Annotated in this window: 14 protein-coding genes; 3 read left to right on the top strand and 11 right to left on the bottom strand. The window is 39.0% G+C overall.

From position 1 onward, the window contains the following. Positions 1-78 precede the first annotated feature (78 nt). Positions 79-1,296, top strand: a complete 1,218-nt coding sequence (locus tag WBW42_RS16980; protein ID WP_284106480.1) for an ImmA/IrrE family metallo-endopeptidase — start codon at positions 79-81, stop codon at positions 1,294-1,296. Here the strand turns inward: WBW42_RS16980 and WBW42_RS16985 are convergent. From WBW42_RS16985 to WBW42_RS17005, 5 genes are all read right to left on the bottom strand, one after another. Next, a complete protein-coding gene (locus WBW42_RS16985; protein ID WP_032056935.1) occupies positions 1,293-1,841 on the bottom strand; it encodes a TetR/AcrR family transcriptional regulator in 549 nt (182 codons plus the stop codon). The genes WBW42_RS16980 and WBW42_RS16985 overlap by 4 nt on opposite strands. A 687-nt stretch (positions 1,842-2,528) precedes the next feature. Next, on the bottom strand, positions 2,529-3,020 hold the full coding sequence (locus WBW42_RS16990; RefSeq protein ID WP_000249487.1) for a flavin reductase: 492 nt from the start codon (positions 3,018-3,020) through the stop codon (positions 2,529-2,531). Positions 3,021-3,205: 185 nt separating this feature from the next. Beyond that, entirely contained in the window at positions 3,206-4,249 is a 1,044-nt protein-coding gene (locus tag WBW42_RS16995) for a methionine synthase (RefSeq protein ID WP_000735359.1), read from the bottom strand. A 21-nt stretch (positions 4,250-4,270) separates the two neighbouring features. After that, positions 4,271-5,257, bottom strand: coding sequence for a DUF1852 domain-containing protein (locus WBW42_RS17000; RefSeq protein WP_000031350.1), 987 nt, complete (start codon positions 5,255-5,257; stop codon positions 4,271-4,273). A gap of 368 nt (positions 5,258-5,625) precedes the next feature. Continuing rightward, positions 5,626-6,498, bottom strand: coding sequence for a LysR family transcriptional regulator (locus tag WBW42_RS17005; protein ID WP_032056936.1), 873 nt, complete (start codon positions 6,496-6,498; stop codon positions 5,626-5,628). 255 nt (positions 6,499-6,753) lie between these two features. Between WBW42_RS17005 and WBW42_RS17010 the strand changes: the two genes are divergently transcribed. Further along, positions 6,754-7,362, top strand: a complete 609-nt coding sequence (locus WBW42_RS17010) for a LysE family translocator (protein WP_045126543.1) — start codon at positions 6,754-6,756, stop codon at positions 7,360-7,362. 101 nt (positions 7,363-7,463) lie between these two features. Here the strand turns inward: WBW42_RS17010 and WBW42_RS17015 are convergent, their stop codons facing one another. Continuing rightward, a complete protein-coding gene (locus WBW42_RS17015; protein ID WP_080777005.1) occupies positions 7,464-8,489 on the bottom strand; it encodes a fatty acid desaturase in 1,026 nt (341 codons plus the stop codon). A gap of 215 nt (positions 8,490-8,704) precedes the next feature. Here WBW42_RS17015 and WBW42_RS17020 point away from each other — a divergent pair, with 215 nt between their 5' ends. Continuing rightward, entirely contained in the window at positions 8,705-9,712 is a 1,008-nt protein-coding gene (locus WBW42_RS17020; RefSeq protein ID WP_032056939.1) for an AraC family transcriptional regulator, read from the top strand. A 57-nt stretch (positions 9,713-9,769) separates the two neighbouring features. Here WBW42_RS17020 and WBW42_RS17025 read toward each other — a convergent pair whose 3' ends face one another. The 5 genes from WBW42_RS17025 to WBW42_RS17045 all read right to left on the bottom strand — a co-directional run bounded on the left by WBW42_RS17025 (position 9,770) and on the right by WBW42_RS17045 (position 15,773). Then, positions 9,770-11,137: an amidohydrolase gene (locus WBW42_RS17025; protein WP_032070531.1), complete on the bottom strand. Its 1,368-nt coding sequence runs from the start codon at positions 11,135-11,137 to the stop codon at positions 9,770-9,772. Between the two features lie 33 nt (positions 11,138-11,170). Then, positions 11,171-12,556, bottom strand: a complete 1,386-nt coding sequence (locus WBW42_RS17030) for an outer membrane protein transport protein (protein ID WP_032056941.1) — start codon at positions 12,554-12,556, stop codon at positions 11,171-11,173. 162 nt (positions 12,557-12,718) lie between these two features. Next, a complete protein-coding gene (locus WBW42_RS17035) occupies positions 12,719-13,765 on the bottom strand; it encodes an AbrB family transcriptional regulator (RefSeq protein ID WP_032056942.1) in 1,047 nt (348 codons plus the stop codon). 49 nt (positions 13,766-13,814) lie between these two features. Beyond that, positions 13,815-15,314, bottom strand: coding sequence for a tripartite tricarboxylate transporter permease (locus tag WBW42_RS17040; protein WP_000382837.1), 1,500 nt, complete (start codon positions 15,312-15,314; stop codon positions 13,815-13,817). A 12-nt stretch (positions 15,315-15,326) separates the two neighbouring features. Beyond that, entirely contained in the window at positions 15,327-15,773 is a 447-nt protein-coding gene (locus WBW42_RS17045; RefSeq protein ID WP_080777003.1) for a tripartite tricarboxylate transporter TctB family protein, read from the bottom strand. Positions 15,774-15,787 lie beyond the last annotated feature (14 nt).

Genomic DNA, 15,787 nt, shown 5'->3' on the forward strand with positions numbered 1-15,787 from the left:
TTCTTGGTCTACGTGCCATAAAATACTCCATATATTGATGTTTATAACATCATTTGGGGAGCAAAATATCACTTATAAGTGTTGTTCAAATTTCCTGATCCACCTCTCAAGCAAAAGAAATATTATTCAAAGGATCGAGAGGATTATATTATCTTCGACGTAGCTATTGAAGTTTACTTATTAGATCAACCAGCCCCCTACATTACTATGCTGATTGAATGTAAAAATTATTCAAACAATGTTCCTGTTGATGATATTGAAGAATTTTCTGCTAAAGTTTCACAAGTTGGCTTACATAATATTATAGCTATTTTCATTACCACACAGGGCTTCCAAAAAAGCGCACTAAATGTTGCAAAAAATAGAAAAATTGGCCTTTGGCGAATTGCAAATACTCAAGAAAAGCATGAAGTTATTCTTAATCGAACCATTAATAGAATAAAGAATAACGATGAAATTATAAGTAATGCTCTCACTTCAGAAAATTTCCAAGATATTTCTTCTACGAATATCTTTATTCAGACCCCCTTACGCTTTACAAGCATTCCAAAAGATTTAATTTATGATTTCCTTTCTTTGCAGAAAGATGTATCTCCAAAAGAATTTTTCACACAACACCGTGTGAATTCATACTCTAAAACTATCCCTTATAAATCTAAAAAAGAGTTAAGTATTCTTGCAGAAAATTTATTTGATAAATTTTATAAAAACGATGAGATAGATTTAAATGACATAATAAATACTCTAGGTTATAAACTTATTGAGATTGATACTCCTGAACATCCCAATATTATTGGTAAGCTAGAAACCAAATTAAAAACTATTACCATTTTTGGAAGTGGCTTCTTTTCTCAACATCAAATTAATTTTGCAAAAGCACATGAAATAGCACATATTTTTCTTAACCATAGCAAATATATAATTTCAGAGAGCTTTTCACCAGCTATGGAATCTCATTCTGTAGATATAGAAATTACTCAGAATATTGATCGTCTAGAATTTCAAGCAAATTATTTTGCGGGTTGCTTACTACTGCCTGAAAATCGGTTAAAAGCGACTTTAAACTATTATTTACAACATTATGGCATTAGGAATAGAGGTTTCGCACCCCTATACATTGATTCACAACCATGCAATTTTGAAAATTATAGAAAAATCATTTTACCTTTGACTGAAATTTTTAACGTTTCTCAAGAAACAATGAAAATTAGGCTTACAGAATTAGGTTTAGCTCAATTTGCTTTTCAACCTACTTCTCCCCATAAGGTAAAGAGGTCATATATAGATCGGTTCTAAGCCTCCCAAAACCTCTCCAACACCACATCCCGCTCATCCACACTATTTGAACTCAAAACCTGTAGCATCAAGCCATCAATTAAGTTTAAAACCATGTTGGCATCGGGTTTGGGTTTGTTGGTTTGCAGACTAAAGACCAAATCAAAAAGCTCTTTAAGTAGCCATTTACGGTATTCAACTGCCATGCGGTAAGCCCGTGGATAAAGCAGTTTTAATTCAAAAATGGCTTTAAACAAAAGATGGTAAAGGCTATTCACATCCACATGTAAACGAACAATTTCTTTGAGTTTATCGGCTGCGGTTGGGTAGCGATGTGAATAGACAATTGCCAGAACTTCTTCTTTAAGTCGGCTTTTTTGAAAGATTAGACACATTTCAACAAGGCGTTCTTTCGATTGAAAGTAGTTATAAAATGTGGCTTTTTGAATTTTGGATTTTTTGATAATCAAGTCTACGCCTGCATTATGGAACCCATGCGTGGTAAAGAGTTGGATAGCGGTTTGAACAACCTGTAATTTTTTGGAAGATCTTTCTAAAGTTGGCATAGTTTTACCGTTATAAATTCTTGTTGTTTCTAAATGAGATAAAAAGCCTGTGCCCTTTCTGGGAGAAAAAAGGCACAGCAAAGCCGTAAGACGGTGCTTGGCACATCTCAAGTTTTGTTTTGCTAAGTTTTAAGTAAAAATGACTTAAAGCCTGAAAACCTTATGGCGTTCAAGCTGCTTTAAATTTTTAAGTTGTGTCGTTATAGCTTTTGACACTGAGGGCCAAGAAATGATGGATGTGCATAGCCAACTCCTGATTTTGGGAGTTCTGCCAAAGCATTCATTTAGAATTATGGTGGCAGAACGAAAGAGGGTTGACAGACTGGTGAAAGATTTAACCAGCACACCCGAAGGTGTCCCTCTCCCGTCCTACCGCTACGGGAGGAGACGAGGAGTTTACGCATAAGACTATCCCTCAGACGGAATAACTCTGATGCGATCTTTCATTCAGCCTGTCAAAGCCGGCTGGCAATGTGGCCAGCACGCAAAGGATAATCCGAGAGTTTAGAGGTGTCAATGTAGCTTTTATGACAAGTAATTAAATTTCTTATTGTTTTTCATTAGATTAACTTAATTATTATTTTAGATATTATATTTAATTGTATTTTTAAATTAAGTGAAGCGATCCATGCTTATTCATTTCTATCTTTTAACTTTTAATTTGAAACAACAAAATGGAAAGTGGGATTAGACAATCTCTGTCTGTCCCACTTGGTGATAAGCACGGTTAAAATAAACCAAACTTTGGTCATGTTGGCTTTGTTTAATCGCCACAATCGGACATATAAAAATCGTGTGTGTGCCGACTTGTTGAATTTGCTCAATCTCACAATCGAAACTTACCAAAGCATCATCCAACACAGGTGAACCCGTTTCTAACTCAATCCATGCGCCATGTTTAAAGCGCTCTTCTGGTGTGAGTTTGGATGAAAATGCTTTTGAAATATGTTCGTGGTGCGCGCCTAAAACATTCACAGTTAAGATTTTGTTATCTAGGAAATGTGCATGTGAACTCGCAGATTGGTTCATACACACCAATAATGTTGGCGGTGTGTCAGTCACACTACAAACAGCAGAGGCAGTAAATCCAAAACGGCCAGACATGCCTGCCGTAGTCACAACACTAACTGCACTTGTGAGTAAAGACATTGCATTTCTAAAGTCTGTTGCTTGAACCATGACATTATTCCTAAATTGAACCGTACCTTGTCCTGTGTGTTTGCTATACCGCCCAACTCCATCAGGAAGGTACTATCGACATGCGATCTGATTAGAGCGACATGTAGTAAGTAAAATGAGGGTTACTTGTTTGATTATCAACTGCTATCAAAAAAGTAACCCTTTATACCACTTATTGGTAAATATTAAGCAGTAAGATCATAACCAGTCAGTTCTCGGCGAACGATTTCTGCACCTGCACTTAAAGCATTTAGCTTGCCACGTGCCACTTCACGAGAAAGAGGCGCCATACCGCAGTTTGTGCAAGGGTAAAGCTTGTCAGAGTCTACAAACTGAAGCGCTTTACGTAGTGTGTTAGCCACTTCTTCTGGTGTTTCAATCTGGTTAGATGCAACATCAATTGCGCCAACCATGACTTTTTTACCACGAATGAGTTCGAGTAAATCGATAGGCACATGTGAGTTGTGACATTCTAACGAGATGATATCGATGTTAGACGTTTGAAGTTTCGGGAAAGCTTCTTCGTACTGGCGCCATTCAGAACCGAGTGTCTTTTTCCAGTCAGTGTTGGCTTTAATGCCGTAACCATAGCAAATGTGCACCGCAGTTTCACATTTTAGACCTTCAATTGCACGCTCTAAAGTCGCGATGCCCCAGTCATTTACTTCGTCAAAGAATACGTTAAATGCAGGTTCGTCAAACTGAATAATGTCTACACCAGCAGCTTCGAGCTCACGCGCTTCTTGGTTCAAGATTTTTGCAAATTCCCAAGCAAGTTTTTCACGACTCTTGTAGTGACCATCGTAAAGCGTATCAATCATAGTCATTGGGCCAGGTAATGCCCATTTAATTGGCTGATTGGTTTGCTGACGTAAAAACTTAGCATCTTCAACAAACACAGGCTTTTGACGAGACACCGCACCTACAACGGAGGGTACGCTTGCATCGTAACGGTCACGAATACGTACAGTTTCGCGCTTCTCAAAATCTACCCCATTTAAGTGTTCAATAAACGTGGTCACAAAGTGTTGGCGGGTTTGTTCGCCATCGCTCACAATGTCGATGCCTGCAAGTTGTTGTTCGTGCAATGCCAAACGTAACGCGTCTTTTTTACCTTCAACTAAGCCTTCATTTTCAAGTTTCCAAGGCGACCAAAGCTTTTCAGGTTCTGCAAGCCAAGACGGTTTTGGTAAGCTGCCAGCAGTTGAAGTTGGTAATAATTTTTTCATGATCAATGACCCGTATGTTGATTAATTAGGAGCGTAATTAGCAGACCACTGCTCAAGAATCGCTTGGTATGGTTTGATAAATTGCTCTTCAACAAACTTCCCCTGCTCAATAGCCAAACGGCTACGTTCTTCACGGTCATACACAATTCGAGTAAGTGAATAATCTTCGTGTTTCAAGCTTGGTTGATAAGATTTTCCAGCCACTGAATTTGCGTTGTAAATTTCAGGACGGTAAATCTTTTGGAACGTTTCCATCGTACTAATGGTACTGATCAACTCAAGGTTGGTGTAATCACTCAACAAATCGCCTGTAAAATAGAACGCTAACGGCGCAACGCTATTTGGCGGCATGAAGTAGCGAACTTTTAAGCCCATTTTTTGAAAATATTCATCAGTGAGTGAATAGTCTTCTTGCTTGTATTCAACACCTAAAACTGGATGTTCGTTTTCAGTACGGTGGTACTCTTTAGTCGTCGAAACGCTTAAGCAAATCACAGGCGCCTTTTTAAAGTTGGCTTTATAAGTTTCAGAGTTAATAAAGCTCTTAAACAAGTTACCGTGCAATTCACCAAACTTCTCTGGCGTGCTAAAAGTCGACTTGTTTTTGTTGTGATCTAACAACAGCACACTAAAGTCATAGTCACGTACATAAGACGAGAAGTTGTTGCCCACAATACCTTCGATGCGTTCATTGGTTTTCTTATCAACAATATTGGTTTTCAATATTTCGATGAGAGGAAGCCCGCTGGTACGATTTTCGGCATCAATATTCATTTCAACTGAAATGATTTCAAGTTCAACGCCATAGCGGTCGCCTTTAGGGTTGTCCCAATGAGCTAAGGCATTGAAACGATTGTCGATCATCTGCAATGTATTGCGCAAATTTTCTTCGCGGCTCATCCCTCTTGCCAAGTTAGCAAAGTTGGTTGTAATACGTGTATTGTCTGCTGGACGATAGTTCTCATCGAAACAAATACTCTTAATCGTAAATGTAAATTCTTTACTCATTGTGATCAGTACCCTAATTTCTTAGATAAAACCTAAATAAAAACTTTTTGCTCTTTTTAAACTTTCCAGACTTGTCAGTTTTGTGCCTTATGGTCTTATCAAAGTGAATTACTGGAGCGCTTCAGAGCATGAATAGATTTATACCGTAATCAGAACATGAATAAAAATGATTTAGTCTCATTACAAACTGAGTGAAATTCATGTTTAGGGTTTAATAAATAAGTATGAAGTTAAATATTTTTCATCTTCGGGAATTTTAGACAACAGAAATTCAAGATACGGCGCTCACACGGCACTTTAATCATTTTAAATATTAATTATTACTTTCAAATACTTAATAGCAAAAATTTAAGTTAGAAAGAATCAACCTAAAGTAATGTGTGCTGACTTTCATTCATCTCTGCTTTTAGCCATTCTAAAAATATGGTTTTGCGTGAATCTTCCTCAAAAGCACTATGAGAAAGTAAAAAATAGGCTGAATTATCTTGCACAACAGGTGAAATTTTTTTCAGTAAGTTCCACTCAAGCTCTTTTTCAATCATATAAATTGAGATGACCGTTGCGCCGAGTCCAGCCAAACAACCTTCTAAACATAGATAAAAATGTTCGAGTTCAACTTTAGCGTAGTCTTTTAAACTCTGCTTTAACTCAGCAATGCGAGTGATATTTTTGAAAAAATTCGGTCTAGAGGTCGAAATGAGTACGTCGGTTGTTTCCGATGGCTTGGTTGCTTGAACTAAAGCGATATATTCATCGGCAATCTTTTCGCTATAGATATGCTCTCCCCAATCAAAGTCATTTCTGCGAATCGCGATATCAATATTATCTTTTTCAAAGTCGACCACACCGCCTGCTGTGAGTAGCACAACTTCAAAATCATGCCCGAGCTTTTTAAATTTTGATAACCGAGGAATGAGCCATTTCATGGAAAGCGTCGGTTCACACGACAAGACCAGTTGCTTGTTGTGAGTTTTAGGCTGGCTGAGTTCTATTAAACATTCATCGAGTTGACCAAAAACTTGATGGCAACAACTCAGTAAAATTTCGCCCTGCTCGGTCATCACAAGTGTTTTATTTTTACGATCGAATAAAGTCGTATTTAAAGCTTCTTCCAAATTATAAATCTGTTTACTGACCGCACTTTGCGTCACAAATAATTTCTTTGCAGCTAAAGTGACGCTGCCATACTTCGCCACAAAGTAGAAAAACTTTAATGAATTCAGCGATATTCTTTCAATCATTCCAAAAACTCATAGATATATAGTCGTTTTTATCGATTTTTATTTTTAGGTTTCTGTTCAAAATAAAAATCATCTTTATTAAATCCTATTTTAGATGATGAAAAATATATTAGATATCGATATCTATCTTCCGAAATGTAAAGCCCCAATCTTTCTCACGAAAAGAATAACAGCTTTAAGCAAAACAGTTCTCCTCTCAAATACATTCCAAAAAGTACAGATTAATCCCCTCGTTTTCAGTGAGGGTGCAAGATAATGGCAGAGTTTATTGCGGTTATTCTCATAACGATTTTAGCGGTGGTTAGCCCTGGCGCTGACTTCGCGATCGTTACGAAAAATAGTTATCTGTACGGCAGAAAAATAGGTGTGTTCACTTCACTGGGAATATCGCTTGGTGTGTTGGTACATGTGACCTATACACTAGTCGCCGTTGCCTTTGTGATGACTTATACGCCACAAATTTTGAATATTGTTAAGTATATTGGCGCGCTTTATTTGATTTATATTGGCTATAAAACTTTTACTCAAAAACCTGTTTTAGACACTGCTGCTTTAACTTCTATAGGTACTTTGCAAGCCATAAAGTACGGCTTTTTTACCAATGCCCTGAACCCTAAAACCACGCTATTTGTGATTAGCACCTATACACAAATTGTGAGTTTAACCACGCCTAAATCGATTCTTTTGGCTTATGGCTTTTTTATGTCTTTTGCTCATTTTGTATGGTTTTCACTGGTGGCTGTACTGTTTTCATCCATGCTACTGAGACAAAAAATGTTAGCCAAGCAAGTACAGATTAATAAGGTGATTGGATCAATCTTATGTGTCTTAGGCGTAATTCTGCTTTTTACTAAGTTTCAGTAGAGCTAGTTATTTTTTAAGAAACTGTATAGTGAGTTTATGGTTAATGGACTGAGCGCTTCGTACAGAACTCAGTCCATTTGAGTGAGATAAAAAGCTATGTTTTAACTTTTTGACTCTGATAAATCATTTACATTCCAACGATTTGCTCTTTTAAAGGTTCCGACATCGTTAAACCGTACTCCCATATCACGCATGACTTTATGGGCAACTGGTGCGGTCATTTGGCGAATGTAGAATGGTTCTTTCACCACAAAATGGTGAATGGCATGCGTTGAACCAAAGTTAAAGCAAAACAATTGGAACGGAGTCATCCACCACGGCGTTAATACTTGAGTTTGTTGAATGACATTACCCAATTCAACGTCACCGTAGTAATGCATATTGCTAGTCACAAAGTGCAAGCAGAAGGTACGCAGCACATTCGGTGCAATCCAAACAACAGTCAAAATATTAATCACATGCATAATATTTAAAGTGGTAGCCGACCAAGCAATTGGTGCATCTGCCAAGCTTGCAGCTAAATCAACTGCGTGAAAACCTAAGAAGATATACCACAGCGACCAATGAATAATTCCTAACGGAAAATAAGCCATAAATGCACGTTTAAAAATGACTTTTCTAACCGTCCAATTGCTTGCAGAGATAATACGGAACAAGACCGCCAAGCCGTTATCACCAATCGCGATGAGTCGGCGTATGCTCCATTGCTCTCCATTGGTTAAAGCTCTTTCTTCTAAATCGACTTCGGTGCCCGAGTTTTTATGATGGTTAAAATGCAGCTCACGACGTTTCCACGGGTTAATGGTACTTGGTCGAGCTAACCAGACTAAGCCCATCATTAAATGATGTGCCCATGGTTTCTTTCTAAAATACATCCAGTGAATCAGGTCATGCTCTAACTCATGGGTGAGCGATGCAAAAAAAGCAATAATTGGAATTGCAAACCAAGCTGAAAGTTGATGATTTATATAGAGCACGGCAGTCGCTATCATGCCGACCAAAGATATAAATAGAATCATCGCCCCAATGGCATTTTGATGGTTCAAAATAGGATGGCGTTTGCGTAAAGCCACGCCTTCTGCTGTTACTACTTTTTTAATATGTTCGGTTTTTTCGCTATCGGTCATTCCGGCAGGATTTTTATATATGTAGGTCATCCGTTATTCCTCAGTTTTTCATGCCCCTACTTTATTTAGATCACCCTAAGTGTGCTTAGCTCGAAACGCCAATCTATTGGCTATGGATGCCAAAATAAAAAGATTCAAAACAAACAAAAGATTTTTTAGTTTTGAATCTTTTATACTGTTCACAGGAATATGAATCACAAGTTATAGGACATAACATGCCACAGACAGCAACGGCACTAGCTAGCTGGGTAAAAGCGATTCAAAAAGCGCTTGAAAAAGCCAGTGTTGATAGTCAACCTTTATTAGAACAAGCAGGTTTAGATATTCAGGCTCTGAGTAATCCTGATGCACGATATTCATTAAAACAAACAGCAAATTTATGGAAATTAGCAGTTCAGAAAACTCAAGATTCATGTTTTGGCCTTAAAGTTGCCAGCCAAGTCAATCAAAATACTTTTCATGTGTTAGGGCATTCACTGATTACCAGCACCACCCTAAAAGAGATGTTTCTAAGAATTATTCGTTATTTTCGTGTGGTTACGGATATTCCAGAGTTAGAGTTTTATGGGCAAGGAAATAATCATTATTTTGTTATTCATGTTCCCGACGAAGTTCAGCCCGAGTCAATAGATGCATTTATCTCTGTTTTTATTCGTTCAAGTCGTGCGTTACAAGGTTCTGTTTTTTCGCCATTACGCATTGAACTTAGACGTTCAGAGCCCGAAGATCTAGAAACTTTTCAGAGTATTTTAAAAGCCCCGATTGTGTTTAATGCACCCAAAGACATGATTGTGTTTGACACGGCAACCATAGAACAACCACTAGAAGGTGCAAATCCGACTCTCACCCAAGAATATGATGAAATTATTAATCGTTATCTGGCACGGCTCGATAAAGAAAATATATTGGCACGAGTGAAAGTAAAATTAATTGAAAAATTATCTACAGGTGATTTTCAACAACAAGATGTTGCGAAAAGTCTGGGCTTAAGCATACGGAGTCTGCAACGCAAACTTTCTGCCGAAAACACCTCTTATAGTGAGTTACTTGATCAGACTCGGCATGAGCTCGCCTTATCGTATATTAAAAACTCAAGCCATAATATTACTGAGATTGCTTATATTCTTGGCTTTACCGATGTAAGTAGTTTTACCCGCGCGTTTCGCCGCTGGACCGATTTATCACCTATCCATTATCGAGAAAAATATCTGGCTTGCTCTTAACTTTTAAAAACTTAGATAAAAAAGATGCATGTGAATGCATCTTTTTTTATGAGTAACTTACTTTTTAGTAAGCAGTTCTAGCATCGAAACTGTAGTGACTTTAGCACCCACTGGCAAAGCTTTTAAGTCAACAATGTAGTTTGGACTATGTGGAATATAAGGCACAGGTTTGCCTTGTTTGACTGCATTTGCAAACACAACTGGGTCTGCCACACCAATAAACATAAAGTTAAACGGAATGTCTTTTTGGTCGCCTAATAAATGGTGAACATCTTCTGACCCCATAACCGCAGGATACTCAGTTAGAACATGTTTATCGCCTAATAATGCTTTTAAAGGCCCATTTAAACGTGCCGAAAATTCTTTATTGTTAATTACAGGTGTGCTTGAACCTTTAAAAGTAAAGGTCGGCATTTGGTCTTTACCCATCCCCTGCATTTGAGACGCGCCTTCACTCATAGACTTAATGTTATTTAACATGGTTTCACGCACTTTAGGATCAAACCAGCGCAAGTTCATTTTGACCAATGCTGTAGAAGGAATCACGTTATTCGAATTTCCAGCCTGAATTGAGCCTATCGATAACACTGCCGCTTGTTGCGGATCAACTGCGTTACCCATAATGGTTTGATATTGATTTACTGCATTGGCCGCCATGCTAATTGGGTTTTTGGTGAGCATTGGTAGTGAACCATGCCCACCCACACCTTTAAATAAAACATCAAGCTGATCGGTTCCCGCCATACGTGGCCCTGGTGCATTGATGACTACGCCTACAGGTGCAGGCGTGGTATGCACTGCAAAGAAATAATCAGGTTTTGGTAAATTGTATTTTGTCCATAAGCCATCGGTCACCATAGCTTTTGCACCTGTGATCGGCTCTTCGGCAGGTTGCGCGACTAAAATAATAGTTCCGCTCCATTCCTTTTTTAAAGCGACTAATGTTTTTGCCATGCTGAGCATCCATGTCACATGTGCATCATGACCGCACATATGTGCTACAGGTGTTTCAGTTCCATCATCAAGTTTTACACGCACTTTACTCGCGTATGGTAAACCAGTCGCTTCTTCAACAGTGTTGGCATCCATATCGGCACGGTACATGACTGTTGGCCCTTCACCATTTTTTAAAATGCCAACCACGCCTGTTTTGGCTATTCCCGTTTTAACGTCAAAACCCAGTGACTTAAGTTCTTTGGCAACAATTGCTGAGGTACGCGTTTCCATAAACCCAAGTTCAGGGTGTTCATGGATGTCTTTATAGACCTTATTTAACCACTCTGTTTGCGTATCAATAATGGTTAACGCTTTTTGCGAAACCGCCGGCAAAGTTGTTGGACTTGCTTCCGCATGAAGGAGAGTTCCATAACCTGCAATGAAAGTCGATAATCCTAAAAATAGGCTGTTTTTAATGATTTTATTCATGTAATTAAAACCTTATAAATGACTGATTTAATTTTAAAATTTATATCCAATTTTTAAGCCATAGCTGACTGAGTGGTTATCCTTAAACTCACCTACATAATAGTCACTACCTGCTTGCGCGCCAAGCTGAGCTTTTGCATCACCTAACCAGTAATACTTCACGCCACCAGAAATAAAGTATTGCGATGTCGGGCTATATTGAGCACCCACGCCCAAGTTGTAATATCCCTTGGTTGGGCCACCCGTTGACACTTTATCACCTGCTCCTGAATCCCATCCAACCGACACAGAGCCTAACCATTTAGGTGAAAAGCGTTGTCCAACCCCTAAATTTAAAGACCATTGGTCGTCATAATAACGAACCAAATTAAAACCTTCCGGACGGCTTGGCGTTGATAGTACGCCAACAACTTTTGAGATCTCACCGAAGCGATAAGGTTGTAGAGCGAGATCACTCCAATTTACCCAGCGTAAACTACCAAACAGTAACGTTCCCTGACGAAGTCCGGTCTGGAACTCCAAATTCACTGAATCAGGAGATTTAAATTTTGTTGTACCTGTATCTTCTTGTTCTGGCAAATTGGCAATAATCTGATTTAAGTAAGCTTTCTTTTGTGGAGTCATCTGACCAATAGAAATCATGTAGTCTAGATGCTGATTAACTAAATCACGACCTTGTTGAGTGCTTAACATCTCAATGAGTGGGGCATTTTCAGTCGCGTTTAGTTTGTGAGTAATGGCTGAACGGTAGGTTAATGAGACTTTCACAGCTTTTTCCGGAATCTGGTAGGCAAGCCCTGCTAACCATCCCAAGTCACCTACAGTTTTGGTGTGAAAGTCATAGCCGTTGTAAAGACTAAATACATTACCTCTTAATTCAACCTGACTTTTAAAGGTTTGATAGACTGGCCCCGCATAAAGATTCCAGTTCTTTGTGGGTTGATATCCCAAAATAAAGCTTAAATTTTGTATATCAAATTCTGATTTTGCATTTCCTGTAGGAGCCTGACCAGAAGTAGCATTGGCAAGTCCTGCTGTTGCAATGCCAGGTAACATAACCATGTCTTTTGGCGTTGCAACAAAGCCATTTAGGCCTGAATATTCTGTGTCGGCACCAAAAGGTTGATCATACAGCAAGCCAAATGAATACTGCGGTGCTAACTGTAGTTTTAACGCTGCGGTAGGTCGATAATCGGTGTTGGCTATATCTGAAATTGAATGATGTGAAGGGTTGGTACCGGACTCTACACCACTTAAATCGGCATCTGTGATTCCTAAACTTGCTTCAAAATAGTTACCCGGTTGTAAAAATGCCGCTACAGACTGCCCTGTTTTATCAAATGCAGCCGCATGTAAGGTGCTTGTGCAAATTGAAGTTATTCCTAAGATCAATATTTTTTTATTCACAACAAAACTCATGGATCCATCCTGGATATTTTTTATTTTGATTCCTCACTTTATGTAGATTTGAATGCTTCTGCTTAGCTCCAAACGCCAATGATTTGACCGTAGATGCCATATTGAAAAGTTATGATTTTTATAGCGGTAAGCACAACAAAGTTTTTATGTTAAAAAAGGGTCTTACTTTTTAGATTTAAAAAACAATTGCAGACTGTATTGATAAAAAAAGCGCGTAGTGAGAATTACAAAAATTAATCTTGAGAGTTGGAAAGAAACGACGATGGGTACTGCGAGTCCAAGAGCTTTAGCCATCAGTGACATTTCTGCGATGCCTCCGGGTGAAAGGCCTAAAATCAAGATTTGTTTTTCTGTATGACTTAAATTAACCAGTAATAAAGCAACGCTGATCGATAGTACTAAAGCCAGTAAATTGAATATCAGTGTGATTCCAATAAATTTTTTATTTTTCCTTAAAAAGCTAAATGGAAACTTGCTACCTAGTGACCAACCAATACAGACTTGACCAAAGGCAGTAAACCATTCAGGCAATTTCATCTGAAGTATTCCGCAAAATGACAATAACCCAATAATGGCGAGTGGCCCCAAAATCCAAGCGTTTAAAAGATTAAAAAATTGAAAAACCTGACCAACAAACAGGGCCAGACAAAACAGTAAGAAGACCTGAAAAAAGCTAAATTGATCCGACACTGGTATCTTTAAACCAGTCCATTCGACATGAAAATAAAGCTCCATAAAAATTGGGACCAGCACAACCAGAATCACAATTCTTAGGCTATGAGCGGCAACGACTTTATCGACTTGAGCTTGGTGTCGCTCTGCAATATTCACCATTTCACTGGCGCTACCAATGGCCGAAGAAAACCATGCAGTTGCCCAATCCAAGGTATTAACTCGATATTGCAATCCAGCCAGCAACGTACCCAACACAAGTGACCATGCCAAACCTATGAGGATAAAGCCCCAATATGCTGCCACTGCCTGTACCAAAGCTGGTGAAAAGTATAGGCCTAAAGCCATACCAATAATGACCTGCCCTATGCGTCGCCACTGGGGGTCACAGGCAAGTGGATGACCAACACTACCGAACAATAAGGCCGTCAATAAAGGTCCAAGCAACCAAGGCAAGGGAATATGCAAATATTTGGCAATTAAAGCTCCGACCAGAGCAATTGCTAATCCTTTGAGATTTGAGCTTATTTTTTCCATAATTCAGAGCAATAATAGCCAACCAATGCTGACTATTATTGCTGTCCTTTTAAGCTTGTTGCTTTTTGATAAACAAGTATTTACGAACGATTGGCAAGATCAATAATAATCCTGACATGATCCAAAGTCCTATACTAATGTTACTGCTCCATAAGACATCAAGTTCCCCTTGAGAAATTGAAAGTGCACGGCGCAGATTCGATTCCATTAATTCGCCAAGTACAAAACCAAGAATCAGTGGAGCTAAGGGAAAATCAAATTTTCTGAGAATATATCCACATACACCTAAGCCCATACATAACAGCAAGTCAAAGATATTGCTATGAATAGCATACACACCAACAAAACTCACACTTGCGATGATCGGAATCAGAATGTAATTAGGAATACTCAGCATGCGGGCAAAGAAGCCTACCAATGGCAAGTTTAATACCAACAGAATGATATTACCCACCATAAGCGATGCAATCAGCGACCACACCAATACAGGTTGTTGAACAAATAACTGCGGACCTGGTGCAATATTGTACATAAGCAACGCGCCCATCATGACCGCAGTCGTCCCCGAGCCCGGCACACCGAGTGTCAACATAGGTACAAACGAACCACAAGCGGCTGCGTTATTCGCACTTTCTGGTGCAGCAAGCCCACGTAAGTCACCTTTACCAAACTTGCTACTATCTTTTGCCATTTTTCGTTCAGTGGTATAGGCCATCGCACTTGCAACGGTTGCACCTGCTCCTGGAAGAATACCCAAGAAGAAACCAATCACTGAACTGCGGATAATAGCAACCAACGAGAAAAAGAACTCTTTAAGATTAAAAAGAGAACGCTTTCCTTGTTTTAAGGCAACTTGACCAATTGTCGTACGTTCGAGCATTAATAGGATTTCGCTTACACTAAATAGGCCAATAACCAAAGTAGTAAAAGCAATACCGTCACTTAAACCCACACTGTTAAAGGTAAAGCGATATACACCTGTAATTGCATCCATTCCCACAGTTGAAAGTGCTAGGCCCATGAGTGCCATAATTAAGGTTTTAAAAGGCTGCGTACTGACCAGACCAGTTAAACAAACAATTGCAAAGACCATCAGAGCAAAATATTCAGCAGGTCCAAACGCAATTGCCCATTTCGCCAATATAGGAGCAAACAACACAATCCCAATAAAGGCGACCGTACTACCAACAAAGGAACTGACCGATGACAGAGACAATGCGATTCCTGCCTTTCCTTGCTGTGCCAATGGATAACCATCTAACGTAGTCATAATGGCCCCAGCATCTCCGGGTACGTTTAACAGAATCGCTGAAATACGTCCGCCATATTCACAGCCCAAATAAACTGCTGCCAATAAAATCAAGGCACTATCTACAGGTAAACCCAAAGCGTAAGCAAACGGCAATAAAATTGCCACCCCATTAATTGGACCTAAACCCGGTAATAAGCCAACAATCGTTCCAATAAATGCGCCAATCAAAGCAATTAAAAGATTCTGTGGTTGTAAAGCAACCTCAAACCCCATCATTAAAAAACTTAATACATCCATATCGGGTCATCCTTAACCAAAAAATCCAAGTGGTAATGGCACATCCAAGAAACGGTCAAACATATAGTAGGTACTGATACTAAGTACTAAACCTGTCACCAAAACCGGTATGGTTTTGCCATGGAAAAGTTTGCCCACTGCAATGGTCATTAATAGGGTTGCAACAATAAAGCCGAGCCATTCAAAAACTAATGCATATAGCGTTAAAGCCACCGCACATAACGCTAACTTAACGACTAGATGTTTTGTCCATCCCAACTCAACGGGTTCAAACATAATGGCCGGTCGAATAGTGAGATACGCTGCACTCGCTGTAATTAAGCCCATTAATAAAATAGGAAAAGCTTTAGGGCCCACTGGATCGTAGGAAATTGGGGCTTCAAAATTGCTCGCATAAATCAACAAAAATAACCCACAAACCGTAATAATGGCGGTAAGAATCCGTTCAGATTTCATCATCTATCCTCAGAAAA

The organism is Acinetobacter sp. LT1 (assembly GCF_059800965.1).

Bases quoted from the DNA above. Each gene is read 5' to 3' on its own strand.
- WBW42_RS16985 (WP_032056935.1), bottom strand. From the start codon at position 1,841: ATGCCAACTTTAGAAAGATCTTCCAAAAAATTACAGGTTGTTCAAACC.
- WBW42_RS16990 (WP_000249487.1), bottom strand. From the start codon at position 3,020: ATGGTTCAAGCAACAGACTTTAGAAATGCAATGTCTTTACTCACAAGT.
- WBW42_RS16995 (WP_000735359.1), bottom strand. From the start codon at position 4,249: ATGAAAAAATTATTACCAACTTCAACTGCTGGCAGCTTACCAAAACCG.
- WBW42_RS17000 (WP_000031350.1), bottom strand. From the start codon at position 5,257: ATGAGTAAAGAATTTACATTTACGATTAAGAGTATTTGTTTCGATGAG.
- WBW42_RS17005 (WP_032056936.1), bottom strand. From the start codon at position 6,498: ATGATTGAAAGAATATCGCTGAATTCATTAAAGTTTTTCTACTTTGTG.
- WBW42_RS17010 (WP_045126543.1), top strand. From the start codon at position 6,754: ATGGCAGAGTTTATTGCGGTTATTCTCATAACGATTTTAGCGGTGGTT.
- WBW42_RS17015 (WP_080777005.1), bottom strand. From the start codon at position 8,489: ATGACCGATAGCGAAAAAACCGAACATATTAAAAAAGTAGTAACAGCA.
- WBW42_RS17020 (WP_032056939.1), top strand. From the start codon at position 8,705: ATGCCACAGACAGCAACGGCACTAGCTAGCTGGGTAAAAGCGATTCAA.
- WBW42_RS17025 (WP_032070531.1), bottom strand. From the start codon at position 11,137: ATGAATAAAATCATTAAAAACAGCCTATTTTTAGGATTATCGACTTTC.
- WBW42_RS17030 (WP_032056941.1), bottom strand. From the start codon at position 12,556: ATGAGTTTTGTTGTGAATAAAAAAATATTGATCTTAGGAATAACTTCA.
- WBW42_RS17035 (WP_032056942.1), bottom strand. From the start codon at position 13,765: ATGGAAAAAATAAGCTCAAATCTCAAAGGATTAGCAATTGCTCTGGTC.
- WBW42_RS17040 (WP_000382837.1), bottom strand. From the start codon at position 15,314: ATGGATGTATTAAGTTTTTTAATGATGGGGTTTGAGGTTGCTTTACAA.
- WBW42_RS17045 (WP_080777003.1), bottom strand. From the start codon at position 15,773: ATGATGAAATCTGAACGGATTCTTACCGCCATTATTACGGTTTGTGGG.